At 70.8% G+C, this 20,519-nt stretch carries 20 protein-coding genes; 15 read left to right on the top strand and 5 right to left on the bottom strand.

From position 1 onward, the window contains the following. Nucleotides 1-43 precede the first annotated feature (43 nt). Genes HMF7854_RS03175 through HMF7854_RS03125 form a run of 11 tightly spaced genes read left to right on the top strand, consistent with a single transcriptional unit; the run spans nucleotide 44 to nucleotide 8,896 of the window. On the top strand, nucleotides 44-703 hold the full coding sequence (locus HMF7854_RS03175; protein WP_126717776.1) for a nicotinate-nucleotide adenylyltransferase: 660 nt from the start codon (nucleotides 44-46) through the stop codon (nucleotides 701-703). Then, entirely contained in the window at nucleotides 684-1,091 is a 408-nt protein-coding gene (gene rsfS / locus HMF7854_RS03170; RefSeq protein ID WP_239016813.1) for a ribosome silencing factor, read from the top strand. The genes HMF7854_RS03175 and rsfS overlap by 20 nt, the downstream gene beginning before the upstream one ends. 5 nt (nucleotides 1,092-1,096) lie before the next feature. Further along, nucleotides 1,097-2,083: a serine hydrolase gene (locus HMF7854_RS03165; RefSeq protein WP_126717774.1), complete on the top strand. Its 987-nt coding sequence runs from the start codon at nucleotides 1,097-1,099 to the stop codon at nucleotides 2,081-2,083. Beyond that, nucleotides 2,084-2,506 (top strand): 23S rRNA (pseudouridine(1915)-N(3))-methyltransferase RlmH, encoded by a 423-nt coding sequence (locus HMF7854_RS03160; RefSeq protein ID WP_126717773.1) that lies wholly within the window; start codon nucleotides 2,084-2,086, stop codon nucleotides 2,504-2,506. It begins immediately after the preceding gene. Nucleotides 2,507-2,510: 4 nt separating this feature from the next. Beyond that, nucleotides 2,511-3,677 (top strand): murein hydrolase activator EnvC family protein, encoded by a 1,167-nt coding sequence (locus HMF7854_RS03155; RefSeq protein WP_126717772.1) that lies wholly within the window; start codon nucleotides 2,511-2,513, stop codon nucleotides 3,675-3,677. 36 nt (nucleotides 3,678-3,713) lie between these two features. After that, on the top strand, nucleotides 3,714-5,048 hold the full coding sequence (locus HMF7854_RS03150; protein WP_126717771.1) for a S41 family peptidase: 1,335 nt from the start codon (nucleotides 3,714-3,716) through the stop codon (nucleotides 5,046-5,048). A 9-nt stretch (nucleotides 5,049-5,057) separates the two neighbouring features. After that, entirely contained in the window at nucleotides 5,058-5,567 is a 510-nt protein-coding gene (locus HMF7854_RS03145; RefSeq protein ID WP_126717770.1) for a disulfide bond formation protein B, read from the top strand. Beyond that, the gene (locus HMF7854_RS03140) at nucleotides 5,537-6,094 is read left to right on the top strand and encodes a demethoxyubiquinone hydroxylase family protein (protein WP_126717769.1); all 558 of its coding nucleotides are present in this window, start codon (nucleotides 5,537-5,539) and stop codon (nucleotides 6,092-6,094) included. Before HMF7854_RS03145 ends, HMF7854_RS03140 begins: the two co-directional genes overlap by 31 nt. 50 nt (nucleotides 6,095-6,144) lie before the next feature. Beyond that, a complete protein-coding gene (locus tag HMF7854_RS03135; RefSeq protein WP_126717768.1) occupies nucleotides 6,145-6,579 on the top strand; it encodes a hypothetical protein in 435 nt (144 codons plus the stop codon). A gap of 44 nt (nucleotides 6,580-6,623) precedes the next feature. Beyond that, on the top strand, nucleotides 6,624-8,021 hold the full coding sequence (locus HMF7854_RS03130; protein WP_126717767.1) for a peptide MFS transporter: 1,398 nt from the start codon (nucleotides 6,624-6,626) through the stop codon (nucleotides 8,019-8,021). Between the two features lie 41 nt (nucleotides 8,022-8,062). Further along, nucleotides 8,063-8,896 (top strand): DUF1206 domain-containing protein, encoded by an 834-nt coding sequence (locus tag HMF7854_RS03125; RefSeq protein ID WP_185829138.1) that lies wholly within the window; start codon nucleotides 8,063-8,065, stop codon nucleotides 8,894-8,896. A 4-nt stretch (nucleotides 8,897-8,900) separates the two neighbouring features. Here the strand turns inward: HMF7854_RS03125 and HMF7854_RS03120 are convergent, their stop codons facing one another. Further along, nucleotides 8,901-10,814 (bottom strand): CocE/NonD family hydrolase, encoded by a 1,914-nt coding sequence (locus HMF7854_RS03120; RefSeq protein ID WP_126717765.1) that lies wholly within the window; start codon nucleotides 10,812-10,814, stop codon nucleotides 8,901-8,903. A 96-nt stretch (nucleotides 10,815-10,910) separates the two neighbouring features. Between HMF7854_RS03120 and HMF7854_RS03115 the strand changes: the two genes are divergently transcribed. Beyond that, nucleotides 10,911-12,155, top strand: coding sequence for a putative DNA modification/repair radical SAM protein (locus HMF7854_RS03115; RefSeq protein WP_126717764.1), 1,245 nt, complete (start codon nucleotides 10,911-10,913; stop codon nucleotides 12,153-12,155). On the opposite strand, the gene HMF7854_RS03110 is transcribed toward HMF7854_RS03115, so the two are convergent. Next, nucleotides 12,152-13,618 (bottom strand): glycoside hydrolase 5 family protein, encoded by a 1,467-nt coding sequence (locus HMF7854_RS03110; RefSeq protein ID WP_126717763.1) that lies wholly within the window; start codon nucleotides 13,616-13,618, stop codon nucleotides 12,152-12,154. The two genes, HMF7854_RS03115 and HMF7854_RS03110, sit on opposite strands and share 4 nt — an antisense overlap. Before the next feature lie 61 nt (nucleotides 13,619-13,679). Between HMF7854_RS03110 and HMF7854_RS03105 the strand changes: the two genes are divergently transcribed. Further along, the gene (locus HMF7854_RS03105) at nucleotides 13,680-15,149 is read left to right on the top strand and encodes a UdgX family uracil-DNA binding protein (RefSeq protein WP_126717762.1); all 1,470 of its coding nucleotides are present in this window, start codon (nucleotides 13,680-13,682) and stop codon (nucleotides 15,147-15,149) included. On the opposite strand, the gene HMF7854_RS03100 is transcribed toward HMF7854_RS03105, so the two are convergent. Both HMF7854_RS03100 and HMF7854_RS03095 read right to left on the bottom strand, forming a co-directional pair. Continuing rightward, nucleotides 15,146-17,284 carry a TonB-dependent receptor gene (locus HMF7854_RS03100; protein WP_126717761.1) on the bottom strand — a complete coding sequence of 713 codons (2,139 nt, stop codon included), beginning with the start codon at nucleotides 17,282-17,284 and terminating at the stop codon, nucleotides 15,146-15,148. The two genes, HMF7854_RS03105 and HMF7854_RS03100, sit on opposite strands and share 4 nt — an antisense overlap. A 104-nt stretch (nucleotides 17,285-17,388) precedes the next feature. Beyond that, complete coding sequence (locus tag HMF7854_RS03095) at nucleotides 17,389-19,182, bottom strand: aminopeptidase P family protein (RefSeq protein ID WP_126717760.1); 1,794 nt, start codon at nucleotides 19,180-19,182, stop codon at nucleotides 17,389-17,391. Nucleotides 19,183-19,337: 155 nt separating this feature from the next. Between HMF7854_RS03095 and HMF7854_RS03090 the strand changes: the two genes are divergently transcribed. Then, complete coding sequence (locus HMF7854_RS03090) at nucleotides 19,338-19,781, top strand: hypothetical protein (protein WP_126717759.1); 444 nt, start codon at nucleotides 19,338-19,340, stop codon at nucleotides 19,779-19,781. After that, on the top strand, nucleotides 19,765-20,085 hold the full coding sequence (locus tag HMF7854_RS03085) for a winged helix-turn-helix domain-containing protein (RefSeq protein ID WP_239016812.1): 321 nt from the start codon (nucleotides 19,765-19,767) through the stop codon (nucleotides 20,083-20,085). The genes HMF7854_RS03090 and HMF7854_RS03085 overlap by 17 nt, the downstream gene beginning before the upstream one ends. A gap of 52 nt (nucleotides 20,086-20,137) precedes the next feature. Here HMF7854_RS03085 and HMF7854_RS03080 read toward each other — a convergent pair whose 3' ends face one another. Beyond that, complete coding sequence (locus tag HMF7854_RS03080) at nucleotides 20,138-20,389, bottom strand: hypothetical protein (protein ID WP_126717758.1); 252 nt, start codon at nucleotides 20,387-20,389, stop codon at nucleotides 20,138-20,140. Between the last annotated feature and the right edge of the window lie 130 nt (nucleotides 20,390-20,519).

Below are 20,519 nucleotides of genomic sequence, written 5' to 3'. Positions count from 1 at the left end.
CGCACATTAGGCGCGGGGGAGCGGCCATGCTAGCGGCCGGCCGATGAAGCGGGTCGGACTTCTCGGCGGATCCTTCAACCCCGCGCACCGCGCGCACCGCCGCCTGAGCCTCAACGCCATTCGCGCGCTCGGGCTGGACGAGGTCTGGTGGCTGGTCTCGCCGGGCAACCCGCTCAAGGATGGCGCGCGCGACATGGCGCCGTTCGCCGCGCGGCTCGCCTCGGCCCGGGCGATGGCGCGGCGCGCGCCCATTCGGGTCAGCGACATCGAGGCGCGGCTCGGCACCCGCTACACCGTCGACACGCTCCGCAAGCTGCTCGCCCGCCATCCCCGCACCCGCTTCGTGTGGCTGATGGGTGAGGACATCCTGCCACAATTCCACCGCTGGAAGGACTGGCGGCGGATCGCGAACATGCTGCCGATTGCGGTCGTTTCGCGCCCCGGTTATGATGACGATGCCCGCGCGGCCCGCGCGATGGGCTGGCTCCGGCGCTTCGTCCGGCCCGGCAGCCAGGCACGGAACTGGACGCGTTGGAGCGCACCGGCGATTTTCTTTCTTCGCCTGCCACCCGACCCGATGTCCGCGACGCGCCTCCGCGAGGCCGACCCCCACTGGCACCGACGCTTCCTCTCCCCACATCGGCGGGATGAATCGCCACTTGCCCCTGCGACCAGGAGAAAACTTGCCCGACGAACGCCCTGACGCTGCCGACCATCAGCAGTCGTCTTCACCCGTCGACGTCGACGCGCTTCATGCGCTGGTGCTGCGTTCCCTTGATGACGATCAGGCGCAGGACGTCGTGTCGATCCCGCTCGCGGGCAAGTCGACCATCGCCGACCATATGGTGATCGCCTCGGGTCGCTCGACCCGCCAGGTCGCCTCGATGGCGACCAAGCTCGCCGAGCGGATCAAGCAGGACTTCGGCCGCCCGGTGCGGATCGAGGGCCTGCCGACCGCCGACTGGGTGCTGCTCGACGCGGACGACGTGATCGTCCACCTGTTCCGCCCCGAGGTCCGCACCTTCTACAATCTCGAGCGCATGTGGGCGTTCGGGGACGAGCAGCCCAAGACGGCGGCGCCGGTCGCCTGAGCGCGATGCGCCGGTTCCTGCTCGCGCTCGCCGCCGCGGGCCTCGTCGCTCCTCCGGTCGCGGCGCAGTCGCCGGCGCCGGTCGCGACCCCCGCCGATCTCCAGGCCCAGCTGCGGGCTCTCGCGGTCGCCCAGCCGGGCGGCGCCGGGATCGCCGCGATCGACCTCGCGACCGGCCGCGAGATCAGCGTCGACGGCGACCGCCCCTTTCCGCTCGCCAGCACCGTCAAGCTGCTGGTTGCCGCCACCTACCTCGACGCGGTGGACCAGGGCCGGCGCTCGCTCGCCGAGCCGATCCCCTTCGACGAGCGCTGGCGGCACCATGACGGGCTGATGACCGTCCTCGCCCATCCCGGCGTCACCCTGTCCGCCGCCAACTGGATCGAGGCGATGCTCACCCAGAGCGACAACAGCGCCGCCGACCAGATGTTCGCGGCGGTCGGCGGGCCGGCGGCGGTGCAGCGCTGGGCGACCGCGCACGGCGTCGCCGGAGTTCGCGTCGACCGCGACATCGGCGGCATCCTGCTCGACAACATCGGCCTTCCCCGCCTCGCCGGGCGGAGCGACGCCGAGGCGCTGGTCGCCGCCGACGCGTTGCCCGCGCTCGCCCCTGCACAGATGGACTCGGCCGCCGCGCGCTTCGCCGCCGACCCTCGCGACCAGGGCAGCGCGCTCGGCATGGCCCGGCTGCTCGCGCGGATCGACCGCGGCGAGCTGCTCCGGCCCGCCAGCCGCGCCTGGCTGCTCGACGTGCTCGGCCGCACCCGCACAGGACCCGACCGGATCGCCGCCGGGCTCCCCGCCGGAGCCCGGCTCGCGCACAAGACCGGTTCGCTTCGCGGAGTTACCGACGACGTCGGGATCGCGACCCTGCCCGGGGGCCGGCGGATCGCCATCGCGGTGCTGGCCAGCGGGCCGGCGTCCGACGGCAAGGCGCGCGCCGCGCTGATCGCCGCCGCCGCCCGCGCGATCGCTGCCGCGCCGGGCTGGTAGATGCTCCTCCACATCGTCGCGCGCGGAAAGATCGGCCGCTCGCCGGAAGCCGAGCTGGTCAACCGCTACCTGAAGCGGATCGCCTGGCCGGTGAAGCTCACCGAGCTTCCGGAACGGGGCGGCACCATCCCGCCGCTGGCCCCCGGCAGCGTCACTATCGCGCTCGACGAACGCGGCCCGTCGCTCGCCTCCACCGCGCTCGCCCGCAAGCTCGAGGCGTGGCGCGACGGCGGCAAGCGCGAGGCGCGTTTCCTGATCGGCGCGCACGACGGGCTGGGTGACGACGGCCGCGCCGGTGCCGACCTGCTGCTGGGCTTCGGCGCCGCGACCTGGCCGCACCTGCTCGTCCGCGCCATGCTCGCCGAGCAGCTGTTCCGCGCCACCGCCATCCTTGCCAACCACCCCTATCATCGGGAAGGTTGAGCGGGTGCGGCTGCTCGCTTCCCTGCTGGTCCTTGCCCCCGCGCTCGCCGCGGCTGCGAGCGCGCCGGTGGCGGGCGCCGACCCGGTCGCGGGCGCGCTGCGCGAGGCGGCCGAGGCCGCGGCCGAGGCGCGCCGGCTCGAGGCCGAGGCCGACCGCGCCGGCGACGAGGCCGCCCGGCTGCGCGGCGAGCAGCAGGCGGCGGCGGCCGAGATCGCCGCGGCCGAGGCGCGGATCAGCGCCGCCGACCTGCGCGCCCGGACGCTCTCCGCGGCGATCGAGGCCCGCACCCGCGCGCTCGCCGAGCAGCAGCGCCCCGCCTCCGCCCTCCTCGCCGGACTGGCGCAGATGAGCCGGAGGCCCCCGCTGCTCGCGCTCGCCGACCGCGGCAGCGTCGACGACTATGTCCGGGTCCGCGCGCTGCTCGGAACGACGCTCCCGGTGATCCGCGCCCGCACCGCCGGCCTGCGCGCCGAGCTCGACGCCGTGCGCCGCCTCCGCCGGGGCGCCGACGCCGCCCGCGCCGAGCTTGCCGCCGGGCAGCAGGCCCTCCGCGCCCAGCAGCAGCGGCTCGCCGGGCTCGAGCGGCAGGCGACCGCCCGCTCTGCCCGGCTCGGGGCGGCCGCGCTCGGCGCCGGCGACGTCGCGCTCGCCAGCGGGGAGGAGGCCGGGCTGCTCGCCGGATCGGCCGCAGCCCAGAGAAGCGCCTGGGCGCTCGCGGCGGCGCTCGCTCCCCTGGCCGAGGCGCCGCCTCGTCCGGGCCGGCCGGATCCCGCGATCCCGCCCCCACTCGCCTATAGCCTGCCGCTCGCGGCGCCGCTCACCGCCGGGCTGGGGGAGGTCTCGCCCAATGGCGTGCGCTCGCGCGGGCTCGCTTTCCGCAACGGCCGCGGAGTCGCGCTGAGCGTCCCCGCCGACGGCCGGATCGCCTTCGCCGGCCCGTTCCGCCGCTACGCGGGGGTGGTGATCATCGACCATGGCGGCGGCTGGATGACGATGCTGACCAACGCCGCCACCCCGCTCGCCGTCGGCACCGCGGTCAGCCGCGGCGAGCCGCTCGGACGCTCGCTTGGCGCGGTCGGGCTCGAGCTCACCCACCGGGGCGAACCGCAGCCCGCTGCCCTCATCGCAGGTTCATCCTCGCTGCTGTCAAAGGGGAGCAAATCCGGCTAGACCGGAGCTTCCGTCCTGCCGAAAGGCCGTGTCCGCATGATTCGCAAGCTTCTCCCTCCCCTCGCGCTGGTCGGTGCGCTGGCGCTGGTCCCGGTGACGACCAGCTCGCTCGCCGCCGCCGACGTCGATACCTACAAGGAGCTGGAGACCTTCATGGGCGTGTTCGAACGCGTCCGTGCCAACTATGTCGACAAGGTCGACGACCATGTCCTGGTCAAGGGCGCGATCGACGGCATGCTCGCGGCGCTCGACCCGCACTCCAGCTACATGGAGGGCACCGACTTCGAGTCCATGAAGACCACGACCGACGGCAACTACGGCGGTCTCGGCCTCTCGGTCACGATGGAGGACGGGACGGTCAAGGTCATCACCCCGACCGAGGACACCCCCGCCTTCCGCGCCGGCCTCAAGGCGGGCGACTACATCACCCACATCAACGGCGAGCTGCTTTACGGGCTCGAACTCGACGAGGCGGTCGACAAGATGCGCGGGCCGCCCGGCTCGCCGATCAAGCTGACCATCGTCCGCCCCGGCCGCGACAAGCCGTTCGACGTCAGCATGGTCCGCGAGCGGATCGAGCTGAAGCCGGTCAAGTGGGAGGTCAAGGACGGCATCGGCTACCTCAACATCAACGGCTTCTCGGCGCAAACCGGCGCCGCGACCGAGGCCGCGCTGACCGCGATCGACAAGGCGACCGGCGGCAAGCCGATCGGCTATGTTGTCGACCTCCGCTCCAACCCGGGCGGGCTGCTCGACCAGGCGGTGGAGGTCAGCGATGCCTTCCTCGACCGCGGCGAGATCGTCTCCGAACGCGGCCGTGCCAAGGACGACATCGACCGCTTCTACGCCAAGCCGGGTGACCTCGCCCATGGCCTGCCGGTGGTGGTGCTGGTCGACGCCGGCACCGCCAGCGCGGCGGAGATCGTCGCCGGCGCGCTGCAGGACCAGCATCGCGCGATCGTCATCGGGGAGCGGAGCTTCGGCAAGGGCTCGGTCCAGACCGTCATGCCGCTCACCAACTCGACCGCGCTGCGGCTGACCACGGCGCGCTACTACACGCCGTCGGGCCGCTCGGTGCAGGCGGGCGGGATCGATCCCGACATCAGCGTCCCGCAGCTCAGCGACGCCGACTACAAGGACCGCAAGGTGCTTCGCGAGAGCGATTTGCGCCGCCACCTGCTGAGCCAGGCCAAGGTCGACGACAAGCTGCTCGAGCAGGACGACAAGGTCGATCCGCGCTTCAACGTCACCGCCGCCGAGCTCGAGAAGCGCGGGGTCAAGGACTTCCAGCTCGACTATGCGCTGAACATGCTCAAGCGGCTGCAGCCCTCGGTCGCCGGCGGCACCGGCGGCAAGGCGGCGAGCCGCTAGGGTCCGGCGATGGCGAGCGCGGCAGGTCTCCCCGCAGCCCGGTCCGACCGGTTCGCGCCGGTCGCGCTCGGCCGGCTGCTGGCGGCGCTAATCCCGGTGGCGCTGCTCGCCGGCGCCTACGGGTCGCAGCTCTTCGGCGGCCTGTTCCCGTGCGAGATGTGCTGGTGGCAGCGCTACGCCCATTTCGCCGCGTTGCCCTTCGCGCTCGGGGCCTTCCTCGTCGCGCTCGGCAGCCGCACCCAGCGAGTGCTGACGCTCGCCGCCGCGCTGGCGATCGGCGTCTCGGGCGCGATCGGGCTGTTCCACGCCGGGGTCGAGCGCAAGTGGTGGGAAGGCTTCACCACCTGCACCGCAACCGGTGCCCGCAGCCTGCAGGACATCCTTCTCTCGCCGATGATCCGCTGCGACCAAATTCAGTTCGAGTTCCTCGGCATCTCGATGGCCGGCTGGAACGCGATCATCTCGCTCACCGCCGCCCTGGGAATCGCATGGCTGACGCTCCGCCCCGCCCGCGCCTGACCCGCCCAGGCGAGCGTCCGGCCGACCGCGCCGCGATGGTCCGCGTCGACCAGGCCGGCGAATATGGCGCGACCCGCATCTACGCCGGCCAGCTCGCGGTGCTCGGCAAGTCGATGCCTGCCGCCCACGTCATCGCCCGCATGGCGAGCCAGGAGGAGCGGCATCTCAAGCGCTTCAACCAGCTGATGGCCGAGCGGCGGGTCCGTCCGACCCTGCTCCAGCCCTTCTGGCACGTCGCCGGCTTCGCGCTTGGCGCCGCCACCGCGCTCATCTCGCCGCAGGCCGCCATGGCCTGCACCGACGCGGTCGAGACCGAGATCGACAAACATTATGCCGAGCAGCTGGTCGAGCTCGGCGACAGCGATCCCGAGCTCAGCACCGACATTCTCGAGTTCCAGGCCGAGGAGCTCGAGCATCGCGACACCGCGCGCGAGCATGGCTCGGAAAGCGCCGTCGCCTATCCGCTGCTCACCGCGGTCATCCGCACGGCCTGTAAGGCCGCCATCGCCGTGTCGAAGCGGGTGTGATCGGAACCGGCTCCGCCCCTCGACCGCTTGGACGTTGAAAGGAAGTGACGATGTTCAAAGCCAGCCTGCTCGCCGCCGCCCTCACGGCCGGCCTGGTCAGCGGGGTCCAGCCCGCCGCGGCGCAGACCGCCCCGACCGCGCCCACCACGACCCAGGACGCGACCGGCCGGGCGATCGCCGAGATCGTCGTTTACGGCAACGACCCCTGCCCGCGCTCGACCGACGATTCGGCGGTGGTCTGCTATCGTCGCCCGGAGAGCGAACGCTACCGCCTCGCCCCCAACCAGCGCCTCAGCGGCAACCGCCAGCAGCGCAGCAGCTGGGCCAATCGCGCGCAGCAGGTGAACTCGCTCGGCGCGACCGGGATCAACAGCTGCTCGGCGGTCGGTCCCGGCGGCTTCACCGGCTGCCTCCAGCAGCAGATCCAGGAAGCGCGCCGCGCCCGCCGCGAAGATCAAGAGGCGGACACGCCGCCCCAGCAGTAAGGCCGGTTGGTTGTGGTTCAGCCGGCGCGCTCTAGGCTGACCGCATGACCACGCCCGACCTCCAGCCCGACCTCGAGCGGCTGCCCGCCGGCGACCGCGCTTTTCTCGGCCATCCCAAGGGGCTCGGCTACCTGAGCTTCGTCGAGGCGTGCGAGCGCTTCAGCTACTACTCCATGCAGACGCTGCTCGTGCTCTACATGGTCAATTACCTGCTCAAGCCCGAGCATGTCGGCTCGGTCGCCGGCCTCGCTTGGCTGCGCGGCTGGCACTATGCCGGTCTCGACGGGCAGCCGCTCGCCTCGGCCATCTTCGGCGACTACACCTCGCTCGTCTATCTGACCCCGATCGCCGGCGGCATCCTCGCCGACCGGCTGACCGGCCGCCGCTTCGCGCTGATCCTCGGCGGCCTTGTCATGGCGCTCGGCCATTTCCTCATGGCGTTCCAGGCGACCTTCCTCCTCGCGCTCGTCGCGCTCATCGTCGGGGTCGGCCTGTTCAAGGGCAATATCGCCAGCCAGGTCGGCGCGCTCTATTCCGAGACCGACCTCCGCCGCGCCATGGCGTTCCAGATCTTCTACATCGCGATCAACGTCAGCGTGATCGCCGCGCCGCTCGTCGCGGGCACGCTGGGCGAGAAGGTCGGCTGGCACTGGGGGTTCGGCTGCGCCGGCGTGGTGATGGTCCTCGGGCTCATCCTCTACCTGAGGGCCAGGCCGTGGCTTCCGGCCGACAACCGCCCCGACCGCACCGCGCCGGGGGAGCGGGAGAAGATGGGCGAGGGGGACTGGTCGCGGCTCGGCGCGCTGCTGCTGCTGATCCCGGCGCTGGCCGTCGCGCTGCTCACCAACCAGGAGATCTTCAACGCCTATCTCGTCTGGGCCGATCAGCATTTCCAGCTGCGCCTGATGGGCTGGGAGATGCCGACCAGCTGGATGGTGACGATCGACGCGACCTTGAGCTTCTCGATGCTGGTCGCCGTCGCCGCCTTCTGGAAGTGGCGCGCCGCCACCACCGGCCGCGAGCCCGACGAACTGGGCAAGATGATCATCGGCAGCGTCTTCAGCATCATCGGCGGGCTCTGCCTCTATGCCGCCGCGCTGACCCAGGGCTCGGGCAAGATCGGGCTCGCGCTTCCGCTCGCCTTCCATTTCTTCAACAGCATCGGCTTCGCGCACATCCTGCCGGTCAGCCTGGCGCTCTTCTCCAAGCTCGCCCCGCGTGCGATCAACGCGACGGTCATCGGCCTCTACTATCTGGCGTTCTTCGCCGCGAACAAGGTCGTGGGCGTGGTCGGCGGCTGGTATTCGTCGATGCCGACGCCGCAGTTCTGGCTGCTCCACGTCGCCAGCGCCGCCATCGGGCTGGTCGCCTTCGTCCTGTTCAAATGGCTGGTCTCGAACCGGATGAGCCACGGCAGCGCCGCCGCCGCCGCGGCGACCTAGGTCGGGAACAAAGCTCGCTGATCGACCGTAACACGGCTGTCATGAACAGCCAGGTCTTCGATCCGCGCGGCAAGTTCGAGCTGCTGACCCGCGTCGGCTTTGCCGGGCGCGGGCTCCTCTACGTCCTGATCGGCGCGCTGCTGATCGGGACGGGCCGCGCTGAGGACCTCCAGGGCGCGCTCGACTATCTGGGCGAGGGCTGGGGCCGGGTCGCGCTCGGCGCGCTGGTCGTCGGCTTCGCCGCCTATGCGGTGTGGCGGCTGACCGACGCCGCGATCGACCTCGAGGGCCATTCCGACGGCAAGAAGAACGGCGGCTGGCCGGGCCGGCTCGCGGCGGCGGGAAGCGGGCTCATCTACGGCTATTTCGCGGTCCAGGCGTTGCGGCTGCTGATGGGCGCGCACCATGTCGCCGAGGGCGGCGGCGGCGCGCAGACCGGGGCGCAGGCGGCAACCCAGCTGCCCGGCGGCACCGCAATGATCTGGATCGCCGCGCTGCTGCTCGCCGGCGCGGGCGCCTGGCAGTTCGTCAAGGCGTTCCGCTGCTCCTTCTGCAAGGACCTCCACTTCGCCGTCCGCGAGGCGCCGTGGGTGCGCTGGATCGGCCGGCTCGGCTATGGCGCGCGCGGCGCGGTGTTCCTGACCAGCGCCTTCTTCCTCGCCCAGGCTGCCCGCCTCAACGCGCCCGACCAGGCCGGCGGGGTCGACAAGGTGCTGCGCTGGTTCAACCACCCGACCGACTATGTCGTCGCCGCCGGGCTCATCTTCTTCGGCCTCTTCAGCCTCATCGAGGCGCGCTACCGGATGATCCACGAGCCGCCGGTCGACAAGGCGGTCGACAAGGCCCGCGATAAACTCCGCGAGACGGTCGCCTGAACCCCTACGGCACCACCGGCAGCATCACCGCGCTCGGCGTCGCTCCGCCGAAATAGACCTTCTGCGTCGCCGGCTGATAGTCCGCGGCCCGGGCATTGAAGATGTTGGGCACGAAGCGCTGCGGGTTGCGGTCGTAGAGCGGGAACAGGCTCGACTGGACCTGCACCATCAGCCGGTGCCCCGGCAGCACGACATGATCGACGTTGGGCAGCGCGAAGCGGTAATGCTCGACCCGGTTGGCCTTGAGCGCGCGCGGCCGGGCGAAGCTGTCGACGTAGCGGCCGCGGAAAATCTCGATCCCGATCGGCAGCTGGTAGCCCGCCATGCTCGGCTTGCTCCCCTGCCCCGCGCCTTCCGGCAGGTCGCTCGGATAGACGTCGATCAGCTTGACCACCCAGTCGCTGTCGGTCCCGCTGGTCGAGGCATAGAGGTCGACCATCGGCGCCCCCATGATGTGCACCGGCCGGTCGAGCGGCGCGCCGCCGAAGCTGGCGACGTCGGTCCGCCCGTCGACGAAGCGCTGGTCGCGCACCAGCCAGCTGTGCCACTGGTCCTCGTCGCCGAGCTGGATCGGCCGCGGCAGGAACGGCACCGGCTTCATCGGATCCGAGACATAGTCCGCATGCCCCGCCGCGCCGGCCGAGCCGAACCGCACCCCGTTGCCGCTGGTCAGGTAGAGCGCGGTCGGCGTCCCCATCGGCCAGCGCGGGCTCGGCTCCCACTGGTCGATGCCCGTCGCATAGGTCAGCACCGGCGGCGTCTGCGGGTCGGGCGTGCCCTTCAGATAATGGTCGAGGAACGGCTTCATCCAACGCTCCCGCCACTGCTTGGCAGTGTCGCCGGCGAAGGTCAGCGCGCCCAGCTCATAGCCATAATGGTTGGCCCCCGAATGCCGCCACGGCCCGATCACCAGGTGGAGCAGCCCGCTCCCCTCATATTTGGCCTTGAGCGCCTGGTAGACCGCGGGGGCGCCATAGCTGTCCTCCTGGTCCCATTGCCCGACCTCCAGCATGGTCGGAACGGTCAGCGGCCGCGCCGCCATCCACTTGTCCACCGCCTGCTCCGACCAGAAGCTGGTGTAGGCCGGGTTCTGAAACAGCTTCTGGTTGAATGGGACCTGGTCGACGTTGAGCGAGCTCGCGAAGTCACCGATCGACCCGGCCTCGAGATAGCGGGTGTAGTCGTCGCCCCCGCTCCGCGGCAGCACCGCGCCGGCGTCGGCCTTGCCGGTGCTCTGCCCCACCGCATAGTCGATCCCGCTGACCCGGAACGCCCCGTTGTGGAACCAGTCGTCGCCGCGCCAGCCGTCGACCATCGGGCTCTCGGGCACCGCCGCCTTGAGCGCCGGGTGCGGGTTGATCTCCGCCGCCAGCGTGGTGAAGCCGAGATAGGAGGAACCGATCACGCCGACCTTGCCGTTCGATTCCGGCACGTTCTTCACCAGCCAGTCGATCGTGTCGTAGGCGTCGGTGCTCTCGTCGATGCCGGTCCTGTTCAGTGGCCCGACAATCGGCCGGTTCATCACGAACTCGCCTTCCGAGCGGTGCAGCCCGCGAATGTCCTGGTACACCCGGATATATCCGTCGTTGACGAACGGCGCGTCCATCGCCGGAAGAATGTCCTCGATCCTCAGGCTGGTGTTGCGGGTCACGCTGCCGTGCGCGTCATAGGGCGTCCGCGACAGGAGGATCGGCCCGCCGCGCGTCCCCTTGCGCATGACGATCACCGTGTAGAGCTTCGTCCCGTCGCGCATCGGCACCATCGCCTCGCGCCGGACAAAGTCGGCGGCGGGCAGCACCGGGTCGTACTTCGCCACCACGTCGGGAGTCATCGGCGTGACGGTCGTCGGCGGCGCCGCGCCGGCCAGCGCGGCGAGGACGAGGAGCGAGGCGGCGGCGCGGAGGGCGAGATGCTTCATGGGATCGAGCCTAGGCGTCGAACGGTCCGTCTCGCAAGCCGCCCGGCGATAAGTCGCTGACTTGCAACTGGTTGCGTCAGAACATATACCGAACGCATGGCGCAGTTGGATACCCGTCAAAAGCTCGCGATCCTTGCCGATGCGGCCAAGTATGACGCGAGCTGCGCCTCCTCGGGCACGTCCAAGCGCGACAGCCGCGGCGGCAAGGGCGTCGGCTCGTCGGAGGGTATGGGCATCTGCCACGCCTATGCGCCCGACGGCCGCTGCATCAGCCTTCTGAAAATCCTGCTGACCAACAGCTGCATCTTCGATTGCGCCTACTGCATCAACCGCAAGAGCTCGAACGTCCGCCGCGCCCGCTTCACCGCGCAGGAGGTCGTCCAGCTCACCCTCGCCTTCTACAAGCGCAACTATATCGAGGGGCTGTTCCTCTCCTCCGGGATCATCCGCTCGTCCAACTACACGATGGAGCAGCTGGTCGAGGTCGCTCGGAGCCTGCGGGAGGACCACGACTTCCGCGGCTACATCCACTTGAAGACCATCCCCGACGCCGACCCCGAGCTGGTCCGCCAGGCTGGGCTCCACGCCGACCGCGTGTCGATCAACGTCGAGTTGCCGACCGTCGCCGGCCTCACCGATCTCGCGCCCGAGAAAAGCGCGCCGCAGATCGAGGGCGCGATGAGCGACATGAAGGGCGCGATCGAGGAGGGCAAGGACAACAAGAAGCGCTTCAAGTCTGCGCCCAGCTTCGCGCCCGCCGGCCAGTCGACGCAGATGATCGTCGGCGCCGATGCCGCGACCGACCGCGACATCGTCCGCCGCGCCAGCGGGCTCTACGATCGCTTCGGCCTCCGCCGGGTCTATTATTCCGCCTTCTCGCCGATTCCCGACGCCAGCGCGGTGCTCCCCCTGAAGCGGCCGCCGCTGATGCGCGAGCACCGGCTCTACCAGTCCGACTGGCTGATGCGCTTCTACGGCTTCAAGCCGGCAGAGGTGGAGCAGGCGGCCGATCCGGCCGGCATGCTCCCGCTCGACATCGATCCCAAGCTCGCCTGGGCACTGAAGTTTCGCGACAGCTTCCCGGTCGACGTCAACCGCGCGCCCAAGGAGCTGCTGCTGCGCATTCCCGGGCTCGGCACCAAGGCGGTCGACCGGATCGTCCAGTCGCGGCGCTGGCGCAAGCTGTCGCTCGACGACGTCGCGCGGGTGACGGTCAGCGTCGCCAAGGTCCGACCTTTCATCGTCACCACCGACTGGCGCCCGACCCTGCTCACCGACCGCGCCGACCTGCGCACCCTGGTCGCGCCCAGGACGGAGCAGCTCGAGCTGTTCGCCGCCTAGGCGGCGGGGGCGATGGCGAAGGCGCGGTCGCTCGTCAGCTCGGCGGTGGTGAAGTGAAGCATCCCGCCCGCCGCCTCGGCCGCCATCGTCTCGGCCGCCTCGCCCCGCAGCGTGTCCCAGCCGCGCACCCGGTAGCGGCCGTCGGCAAGGCCCGGCACCGCGACGCTCGTCCGCACCGGCACCAAGCCCTCCCGCAGCCGCCCGTCGCTGCCCAGCCCGTCGCGGCGGACCAGCCAGATCAGCGCCTGCCGCTCATCGCCGCAGCCGACCGCGTGGACGTGGCGGGCGCGGAGGCCGGCGCCGAACGGCCGGCGGCGGAACCGCGGCCAGTCGATCTCCGGCAGGAAGCCGACCATCGCTTGCTGCGCGCGGCGCATGCCGGCGGTCAGCACGTGCGGGTGGCGGTTGGGCCAGCGCATCCCTCCGCCCGCGCCTCCGGCGGCGAGATGCGCCCAGCTGCAATGGCGGAACATCTCGTCGTCGAACGGCTCGGGGAGCGTGCGGTGGCGGTCCTTGAAGGCGTGGATCGGGCCATGCTCGGTGTCGAGGAACGGCCGCCCGTCGCGGATCTCGCCGATGCTCTCGGCGACGATCGCCGCCATCGCCAGCGCCGGCGCGACCGTATCGCGCGGATTGTCGATGCTGCCCTTGGCGTAGATGTGGAGGCTGGCGAAATCGACGTCGGGGTGGCGGAACACCGCCTCGCGCATTGCCGGCGCGAGGTGGGGCTTGAGGATCAACTCGGGCCCGAACAGCGAGACGGTCTGCGGGTGCGAGCGCCCGTAGAGCCGCTGCTCCAGCCCGCGCACATGGCCCGACAGGTCGTGAATGAAATCGTCCCAGCCGTCGGTGCTGTCGCGGCTCTGCGCGGGATGGATCTCGTTCCACAGGTCCCAGGCGAACAGCGCGCCCGACCCGCCCCAGCGCCGCACCGCGAACTCCAGCCGGGCCTTGATCGCCGCCCGGGTCACCCCGCGCAGCAGTGCATCGCGCATGTTGGCGAGCGGGCCGCCGTTGCCGACGTTCCACGGATGATGGCGGAAGCGGACCCAGGTCCAGTAGGTGTCGACCGGCGTCAGCAGGATCCGCAGGCCAGTCCGCTCGCACAGTGCGAAGAGGTCGTCCCACAGCTGCACCATCGCGGGCACGAAGCGGCCCGTGGGCCGTTCCAGGTAGCGATGACGGCCCTGCGCATATTCCAGCATCAGGCGGAGGCAGGTCACCCCTTGCGCCTTGAGCCCGCGCAGGTGGCGCTCGACCGCCTCCGGATCGCGCCGGCGATACAGCGGCGCAAGCTCGGGCCAGCTGATCGCGTCGTTCTGCCCGATCGGGGTCCAGGGCGCGCCCGCCTCGTCGACGAAATAGGGCGCGCCCGGCGCGACCCCGATCCAGCCCGGCGCCCTGTCGGCGGCGAACGGCGCAGTGGCGGGGCTGGGGACGATGACGCCGGGATCGAGCAACATGGGACCTCTCGCTGAACCCGCCCGGCCAGCGGCGGTTGCGGCCACGCCTGGAACTGGCCGCATGAGCGCCCCGGCCGGTCGGACCGCCGCCGCGCCGGTCCGCATCCAGCTTGCCGCCGAGGACGACTTCGAGGGCTGGCGCGACGCCGCGCGCGACCTCGCCGAGTCCGGCGTCCCGCCCGAGCAGGTGGTGTGGACGGTCGCCGGCGGCGAGGGCGACCTGTTCGGCGGCGACACCCCCCGTCCGGCCGCGGCGGCGAGCTTCAGCGTGCCGCGCGGGTTCGTCGATCTCGCCCGCGCGGTGATCGCCCACTCCGACCCCGAGCGCTTCGCCCTCCTCTACGCGCTGCTGTGGCGGCTCCGGACCGAGCGAAAGGCGATGGAGGACCGCGCCGACCCGCTGGTCGGCCGGCTCGAGAAGCTCGCCAAGGAAGTCCGCCGCGACGCGCACAAGATGCACGCCTTCGTCCGCTTCCGCGAGGTGGCGGACCCGGACGGGGAGCCGCGCTTCGTCGCCTGGTTCGAGCCCGAGCACCACATCGTCCGGCGCGAGGCGGGCTTCTTCATGCGCCGCTTCGCCAACATGCGCTGGTCGATCCTGACGCCCGAACTGTCGATCCACTGGGACCGCGCGACGCTGAGCGAAAGCCCCGGCGCGACCAAGGCCGAGGCCCCCGACGGCGACCCTCTCGAGGAAACCTGGAAAACCTACTACGCCAACATCTTCAACCCCGCGCGCCTCAAGATCGGGGCGATGCTCAAGGAAATGCCCAAGAAATACTGGCGCAACATGCCCGAGACCTCGCTCGTTGCCCCGCTGATCGCCGGGGCGCGAGGCAGGGAGCTGGAGATGATCGACCGCGCGGCGGCGAAGACCGGGATGGAACAGGCGGTGGTAGCCGAGCGGCGGCTCGAGCCCGGCGGCAACCTGCGCGCCGCATGGGAAGCGCTGATGGCCGAGGCGCGCGCCTGTACCCGCTGCGACCTCCACTGCCACGCCACCCAGACCGTGTTCGGCGAAGGCCCGCTCGACCCGACCATCCTGTTCGTCGGGGAGCAGCCCGGCGACCAGGAAGATCTCGCCGGCCGCCCCTTCGTCGGACCCGCCGGCCAGCTGTTCGACGAGGCGCTCGAGCGAGCCGGCATCGACCGCACGCAGACCTACGTCACCAATGCGGTCAAGCACTTCAAGTTCGTCGCCCGCGGCAAGAAGCGCATCCACGCAAAGCCCGATGCCGGCGAGATCGAGGCCTGCCGCTGGTGGATCGACCAGGAGCGGCAGCTGATCAAGCCGCCGCTGACCGTCGCGCTTGGCGCCACCGCCGCCCGCTCGCTGACCGGCAAGACGGTGACCATCACCCGCGCCCGCGAGACGCCGCTGACACTCCCCGACGGCGGGGAATGCTGGATCACCGTCCACCCCAGCTTCCTCCTCCGCATCCCCGAGGAGGACCGCCGCCGAGAGGAGCGGGCCCTGTTCGTCCGCGACCTCACCCGGATCCGCGAGCGGGCCGCGGAGCTGGCCGGCTAGAAGCCGAAGCGCAGCGTCGCCCGAACCGTCCGCGGGTTGCCCGGCGTGAGATTATTGTCATTGCCCGCCAGCGCCGTGTAGCGGTTGCCGAGCAGGTTCTCGACGTTGAGCTGCGCCTCGACCCGGCTCGTCAGCTTGACGAACGCCGCCCCGTCGACCCGGGTGAAGGCGGGCAGCACCACCGCATTGCTGATCGAGGCGAAGCTCTTCGACTGGTGGTAGACGCCCGCCCCCAGCCCCAGCGCGCGGGTGACGTCATAGCGGCCCCACAGCGAGGCCTGGAAACGCGGCACCAGCGCGACCTTGCGCCCGGCCGGCGCGGCGGTGGTGGTGCGGCGGATCTCCGCGTCCTGCAGCGCCGCGCCGCCGCTCAGCGACAGGCGGCCGACCCGCCCCTGGACGCCGAGCTCGACACCCTTGCTCCGCTGCGCGCCGGTCAGCACGGTCAGCCCGCTCACCGGGTCGGCGGCGCGGGTATTGGCGCGGTCCAGCACATAGGCGGCGAGCGTCAGGTCGAGGTTCGGCAGCGCGCGCCACTTGGCGCCGACCTCGCGGTTGACGAACTTCTCGGGCTTGAGCGCCGCGGTGGTCGGGTCGAGGCTGGAGAACTGGTCGCCCGACTGCGGCAGGAAGCTTCGGCTGTAGCTGCCGTAGATGGACAGGGCCTCGCTTGGCTTCAGCACCAGGCCGAGCCGCGGCGACCAGAGATCGTCACTGCGGCGGAGGGTGCGGCCGGCCACCCGGTCCTCGACCCGCAGCTTGAAATGGTCGCGGCGAAGCCCGGCGAGGATCTCGACATGCTCGCCGATCCGCGCCTGGTCCTGGACATAGGCGCCCAGCGCCTCGGCGTGGCTGGTCGCATCGTTGCAGCCCAGCCCGACGACACAGGTGAAGGTCACCGCCGGCAGGTCGAGCGTCGGCTGGAGCAGCGCATAGTAGCGGCGGTTGCTCGACGCGGTGAAGGGCGACGATGCGAAGAAGCCCTGCTGGCGATCGGCGAAGGTCCGCTGCCGGCTGTAGTCGACGCCCGCGACCAGCGTGTGGCGAACCGGACCGGTGCTCACCTCGGCGATCAGGTCGTCCTGCAGCTGGAGGTTCCGCCGCTTGGTCCGCGACTGATAGGCCTCAATCCCGACCCGGGTGCTGGTCACGCCGCCGCTGGTGAACTCGTCCGCCGGGCTCGCCGCCATCTCGTTGCGGTAGAATTTGTCGTAATGGCCGTAGAGCGCCTTGGCGTTCATCCGCACCGCCTCGCTGAAGCGATGCTCGACGAACAGGGTCGAGACCTGGCTGTCGAAGCGTGTCCGGTTCACGTTGCGGTCGCCGAACAGCGTCTCGCCGAACCCGGTCAGCGGGCGCGCCGGGTCGCTGATCGAGGGCAGCCCGCGGCCCCGCGCGTCCGACGGCACGCCGCGGTCGATCAGCCGGCGGTCGTGCACCGCCTCGAACCCGAGGTCGATCCGGGTCCGCTCGCTCGGCCGCCAGCCGAGCGTCGGATTGATCGCCTCGCGGCGGCCCGTCGCGTTGCGGCGGTTGTCGACCCGCTCGGCCAGCGCGTTGAGCCGCCCGGCCAGCGTCGCGGACAGCGGCGCGTCGAGGTCGAGCTCGACATCGCCGGCGCCATGGCTGTCGAGCGACAGGCTGCCGGCCGCGAAGGGGCGCCATTCGGCCCGCTTGGTCACCCGGTTGACGATCCCGCCACCGCCGCCGCGGCCGAAGATCATCGCGTTCGGCCCCTTCAGCACCTCGACCCGCTCGAGATTGTAGAGCGGACGGTAAAATTGGACGTCGTCGCGCAGCCCATCAAGGAAGAAGTCCGCGGTCGTCGCATTGCCGCGGATCGCGATCTGGTCGCGGTGCCCCTCGCCCCCGTTCAGCGCCACGCCCGGAACGTAGCGGAGGACGTCGCCGATCGAGCGCATCGCCTGGTCGCCGATCTGCTCGGCGCTGATCACGCTCACCGCCTGCGGCACGTCCTTGAGGTCGGTGTCCGTCTTGGTCGCGGTGCTGCTGTGGCGGACGTCGTAGTTGATCCGCTCGCCGGTGACGATGATCGGCTGCTCGGCCGTTTCCTCCGCGGCCTGCGCGGTCGCGGGCAGCAGCATGGGCGTGAGCAGGAGGAGGCAGCGGCGCATCGTCAATTCCCTTCGAGGCGCGAACTAACGATAATGAGAGTGACTCGCAATAGCAGATCTATGATCCGCCGGATCGAACGCTGTCTCCTTGGTTTGGCGCAGGATTAGAGCGGCGCGCAGGCCTCCTTGAGCCAGGCGAGATCGTCCCCCGTCAGCCCCGGTCCGATCCGCTTCACCACCTCGGCGTGATAGGCGTTGAGCCAGCCGAGCTCCTCGCCGCTCAGCATTTCCCTGACGATCAGCCGCCGGTCGATCGGCGCGAAGGTCAGCGTCTCGAACCCGAGCAGTTCCTTCTCCGCCCCGTCCACCTCGACCGGGATGACCAGCACCAGGTTCTCGATTCGGATGCCGTACTCGCCCGCCTTGTAGTAGCCGGGCTCGTTGGAGAGGATCATGCCCGCCTGCAGCGGCTCGTCCCCGCCACTCTGCGCGCTGCCGACCGGCGAGATGCGCTGCGGCCCCTCGTGGACCGAGAGAAAGCTGCCGACCCCGTGGCCGGTGCCGTGCGCATAATCGAGCCCTGCCTCCCACAGCGGCCGCCGCGCGAAACTGTCGAGCTGCGACCCGCGCACCCCCTTGGGGAAGCGTGCCGTCGAGAGCGCGATATGGCCCTTCAGCACCCGCGTGAAGCGGTCGCGCATTTCGTCGGTCGGCTCGCCCACCGCGACCGTGCGGGTGATGTCGGTCGTCCCGTCGGCATATTGGCCGCCGCTGTCGACGAGGTAGAGCGAGCCCGTCTCCAGCTTGCGGTTGGTCGCTTCGCTCGCCCGGTAATGGACGATCGCTCCGTTCGGCCCCGCCCCCGAGATGGTGTCGAAGCTGAGGTCGCGAAGCTCGCCCGTCTCCTTGCGCAGCGCCTCCAGCCGGTCCGAGGCGGTCAGCTCGTCGAGCATTCCCCCGGGCGCCTCCGTCTCGACCCAGCGCAGGAAGCGCGCAATCGCCGCTCCATCGCGGGTCTGCGCCGAGCGGTGCCCGGCCAGCTCCGCCTCGTTCTTGATCGCTCGCGGCAGCACCGTCGGGTCGCGGAGCTTGATGATCGTCGCGCCGGCGCGGTCGAGCGCCTCGAAGATCGCCGCGACCGACCGCTCGGGGTCGACCGCCACCGTCTGGTCCCTCAGCCCGGCGAGGAACGCCTCGAAGCTCGCGCGCGGATGGATCCGGACGCCGTTGCCGAGATGCTGGCGGACCTCGCCGTCGATCTTCTCCTCTTCGACGAACAGGTCGGCGGTGCCGTCGGCGCGGACCAGCGCGAAGGCCAGCGCGACCGGCGTATGGCTGACGTCGGTGCCGCGCACGTTGAAGGTCCAGGCGATCGAGTCGAGCGCGGCCAGCACCGCCGCGTCGGCCCCCTGCTCACCCAGCCAGTCGGCGATCACCTGCCGCTTGTCCGCCGACGACCGGCCGGTGAACTGCTCCGGCTGGACCGTCAGCCGCGCCTTGGACGCTTCGGGCCGGTCGGCCCACACCGCGTCGATCGGGTTGCGCTGCACCTGCACCAGGGTCGCCCCCTTCGCGCCGAGCGCCTCGCTCGCCCGCGCTACCCAGTCGCGGCTGTGCAGCCAGGGATCATAGCCGATCCGCCCGCCGTCCGGCACATGTCCCTTGAGCCAGTCGGCGACGCTGGTCTCGGGCACCGACTCGTAGCTCCAGTGCTCGCCGTCGACCTGGCTCCTGACCTGCAGCGTGTAGCGCCCGTCGGTGAAGATCGCCGCCTCGGCCGGCAGCACCACCGCGGTGCCCGCCGAACCCTCGAACCCGGTCAGCCAGGCCAGCCGCTGCGCATAGCTGCCGACATATTCGCTCATATGCTCGTCGGTCAGCGGGACGACGAAGCCGTCGAGCTGGTCGCTTTGGAGCTGCTGGCGAAGGGCGGCGAGGCGGTCGGCATGGCTGGACATGAGCCGCGGTGTAGGACTCCGGGCCAGCGGCAACAAGACAAAGCACCCGCCTACGCGCCGGCACGAGGTTCAACTTTCCGAGTTGGAAAATTGTCACTTGCCAGATTGGAAAGCAGAGTGCATGACTTTCCACACTGGAAACAAGGGATTCGCCGATGACCGACATTCATGCCGAGGCGCTGGAAGCGCTTACCGCCAAGCAGGGGGCCGAGCGGCAGCTCGCCGATATGGCGATGTGCCCGCCCTGGCGTCACGCCGCCTTCGCCGGGCTCGAGGCCGGGCTCGTCGTCTCGCCCGCCGTGCCGCTCGTCCTTCGCTTCGTGATCCTGCTCGCCGTTCTGTTCGGCATGGGCTTCATCGTCCGCTCCGACCGGCGTCGGCTCGGCGTCTTCATCAACGGCTACCGGCGCGGCCGCACCCGGATGGTGGCGCTGCCGCTGCTGCTGCTGCTGCTCGGCATCTATGGTCTCAGCGTCTATCTCGGCCTCTCGCGCGGGCTGCCGCTCGCCAGCGTCGCGCTGGCCGGGCTGGCGTTTGTCGTCGCCTATCAGGGCAGCGTGATCTGGCAGCGGGTGTTCGTCCGTGAACTCGGCGCCTGAACCGTTCGACCCGATCGCCGGGTTCGAGCCGCTGCTGCAGGCGCCGGCCCGGCTGCAGGTCGCCGCGGTGCTCGCCAACGTCGACGAGGCGGAGTTCGCGCGCCTCAAGGCGATCACCGGCGCGAGCGACTCGGTCATGTCCAAGCATCTCTCCGCGCTGGCGGATGCCGGGCTGATCAAGTTGCGCAAGGCCAGCAGCGAGGGGCGCCAGCGGACCTGGGCCAGCCTCAGCCGGGATGGACGCAAGCGCTTCGACCAGCACGTCGCCGCGTTGCAGCGGATCGTCGCCGGCGGCGCGGAGTAGGAGGTGCCGCCCCGGACCGAGCCGGGGCCGGGGCGGCGCTCACAATCGGAAACTAGTTGCCGCGGCAGCCGATGCTCGGGCTCAGCGCCGATCCCGGCCCTCCGACCTTGATGAACATGCCATAGGCCTGGACTAGGCTGCTCGGCCCGAGCCCGTCGTCGTTCAGCCCGGAAAAAGCGCACAGCGAGTGAGCGCGGAAGGAATCGATCGGCGTCGGGCTTCCGGTGCCCGTCACTTCCCCGGCCAGCGCCGGGGTGGCGGCCGCCAGCGCGGCGAAGGTCAGCATGGCTTTGCGTGTCATCATGGTCTGCTCCCTGCTTCGAGATGATGGAAATCGGCTCGGAAGGACGCACCCGCGCTCGCCGACTCGGGCGGCGCTCCGGCCAGCATAGCCCGCGATCGGACCACGCCGAAATCGGCCACGAGTCGGAAAT

The organism is Sphingomonas ginkgonis (genome assembly GCF_003970925.1).
GTDB lineage: Bacteria > Pseudomonadota > Alphaproteobacteria > Sphingomonadales > Sphingomonadaceae > Sphingomicrobium > Sphingomicrobium ginkgonis.
The sequence above is the reverse complement of the archived record's forward strand: the minus strand, read 5'-3'. Positions and strand labels throughout refer to the sequence as shown.

Coding starts and splice junctions, on each gene's coding strand:
- HMF7854_RS03125 (WP_185829138.1), top strand. CDS start 8,063: ATGAACAGCCAGGTCTTCGATCCGCGCGGCAAGTTCGAGCTGCTGACC.
- HMF7854_RS03080 (WP_126717758.1), bottom strand. CDS start 20,389: ATGATGACACGCAAAGCCATGCTGACCTTCGCCGCGCTGGCGGCCGCC.
- HMF7854_RS03105 (WP_126717762.1), top strand. CDS start 13,680: ATGAGCGCCCCGGCCGGTCGGACCGCCGCCGCGCCGGTCCGCATCCAG.
- HMF7854_RS03150 (WP_126717771.1), top strand. CDS start 3,714: ATGATTCGCAAGCTTCTCCCTCCCCTCGCGCTGGTCGGTGCGCTGGCG.
- HMF7854_RS03100 (WP_126717761.1), bottom strand. CDS start 17,284: ATGCGCCGCTGCCTCCTCCTGCTCACGCCCATGCTGCTGCCCGCGACC.
- HMF7854_RS03130 (WP_126717767.1), top strand. CDS start 6,624: ATGACCACGCCCGACCTCCAGCCCGACCTCGAGCGGCTGCCCGCCGGC.
- HMF7854_RS03140 (WP_126717769.1), top strand. CDS start 5,537: ATGGCTGACGCTCCGCCCCGCCCGCGCCTGACCCGCCCAGGCGAGCGT.
- HMF7854_RS03145 (WP_126717770.1), top strand. CDS start 5,058: ATGGCGAGCGCGGCAGGTCTCCCCGCAGCCCGGTCCGACCGGTTCGCG.
- HMF7854_RS03110 (WP_126717763.1), bottom strand. CDS start 13,618: ATGTTGCTCGATCCCGGCGTCATCGTCCCCAGCCCCGCCACTGCGCCG.
- HMF7854_RS03165 (WP_126717774.1), top strand. CDS start 1,097: ATGCGCCGGTTCCTGCTCGCGCTCGCCGCCGCGGGCCTCGTCGCTCCT.
- HMF7854_RS03115 (WP_126717764.1), top strand. CDS start 10,911: ATGGCGCAGTTGGATACCCGTCAAAAGCTCGCGATCCTTGCCGATGCG.
- HMF7854_RS03120 (WP_126717765.1), bottom strand. CDS start 10,814: ATGAAGCATCTCGCCCTCCGCGCCGCCGCCTCGCTCCTCGTCCTCGCC.
- HMF7854_RS03160 (WP_126717773.1), top strand. CDS start 2,084: ATGCTCCTCCACATCGTCGCGCGCGGAAAGATCGGCCGCTCGCCGGAA.
- HMF7854_RS03095 (WP_126717760.1), bottom strand. CDS start 19,182: ATGTCCAGCCATGCCGACCGCCTCGCCGCCCTTCGCCAGCAGCTCCAA.
- HMF7854_RS03175 (WP_126717776.1), top strand. CDS start 44: ATGAAGCGGGTCGGACTTCTCGGCGGATCCTTCAACCCCGCGCACCGC.
- HMF7854_RS03135 (WP_126717768.1), top strand. CDS start 6,145: ATGTTCAAAGCCAGCCTGCTCGCCGCCGCCCTCACGGCCGGCCTGGTC.
- HMF7854_RS03090 (WP_126717759.1), top strand. CDS start 19,338: ATGACCGACATTCATGCCGAGGCGCTGGAAGCGCTTACCGCCAAGCAG.